This is a genomic window from Halomonas sp. 707D4, from assembly GCF_024158685.1.
Taxonomy (GTDB): domain Bacteria; phylum Pseudomonadota; class Gammaproteobacteria; order Pseudomonadales; family Halomonadaceae; genus Vreelandella.
In genome coordinates this window covers 1-1,134 of record NZ_JAMZBD010000715.1, presented here as the reverse complement: position 1 = coordinate 1,134, position 1,134 = coordinate 1, and the positions used below count along the sequence as shown (strand labels likewise).

The following is a 1,134-nucleotide window of genomic DNA, read 5'->3' as shown; positions in this document are numbered from 1 at the left end:
CTCTGAGAGCGTGGTGCAGCGCTCGAGGCTGTGCTCGATGATCTTCACCTGGTGGCTGTGCTCGAGGTGCTCCGCCAGGCGCTCGCCGATGTTGCCGCCGCCGGCGATCACCACCCGGCGAAAGCCGCGCTCGACTCTTCGGAGTTCGCTCATCACCGCGCGGATGTCGCGCCGGGCGGCGAGAAAGAACACCTCGTCGTCCGCCTCGATGACGGTGTCGCCGCGCGGGATGATCGGCCGGTTGCGGCGGTAGATCGCCGCCACGCGGGTGTCGACGTTGGGCATGTGGCGGCCCAGAAAGGCGAGATCCTGCCCCACCAGCGGCCCGCCGTAGAACGCCTTGACCGCCACGAGCTGCACGAGGCCGCCGGCGAACTCGAGCACCTGCAGCGCCCCCGGGTGTTCGATCAGCCGGCGCACGTGGTCGGTGACCACCTGCTCGGGGCTGATCAGCACGTCGATGGGGATCGCCTCGTGGGCGAACAGGCCCTTGCGGGTGAGGTAGGGCGTGGCGCGCACGCGGGCGATCTTGGTCGGGGTACGAAACAGCGTGTGGGCGACCTGGCAGGCGATCATGTTGACTTCGTCGGAGTTGGTGACGGCGATCAGCATGTCGGCGTCCTCGCAGCCGGCCTGGCGCAGCACGATGGGGTAGGAGCCGGCGCCGGTGACGGTACGGATGTCGAGCTTGGTGTGCAGTTCACGCAGCTTGGCGGCGTCGGTGTCGACCACGGTGATGTCGTTCTCTTCGCGCGCGAGGTGTTCGGCCAGGGTCCCGCCGACCTGGCCGGCGCCGAGAATGATGATTTTCATGGAAGCGTCTCCTGAGGCTCGGTCTCGCCGTGGAGCCGGTAGCCGATGCCGGGTTCGGTTTGCAGCAGATGAGGGGTGTGCGGGTCGTCGCCGAGCTTCTGGCGCAGTCGGCTGACGACGATACGCAGGTAGTGGGTATCGTTTCGATGGCTGGCGCCCCACACGTGGCGAAGCAGCTGGGTCTGGGTCACCACCCGGCCCGCCTGGTGGGCCAGCAGCGCCAGCACGGCGAACTCCTTGGGCGTCAGGTGGACCGGGCGCCCGGCCAGCGTCACGCGGCGCGCGGCCGGCTCGATGCACAGCGCGCCGTAGCGGTAGGGG

The 1,134-nt window shown here is 69.0% G+C and carries 2 protein-coding genes; both read right to left on the bottom strand.

Features of this window, described 5'->3' with window-relative positions; all coding sequences use genetic code 11:
- On the bottom strand, positions 1-813 hold an 813-nt coding region (gene trkA / locus BIS11_RS18160; protein ID WP_253586805.1), incomplete at its 3' end, for a Trk system potassium transporter TrkA.
- Positions 810-1,134 (bottom strand): winged helix-turn-helix domain-containing protein (locus BIS11_RS18155; RefSeq protein WP_253586804.1); only part of this gene is annotated, 325 nt, incomplete at its 5' end. The genes BIS11_RS18155 and trkA, both read right to left, overlap by 4 nt.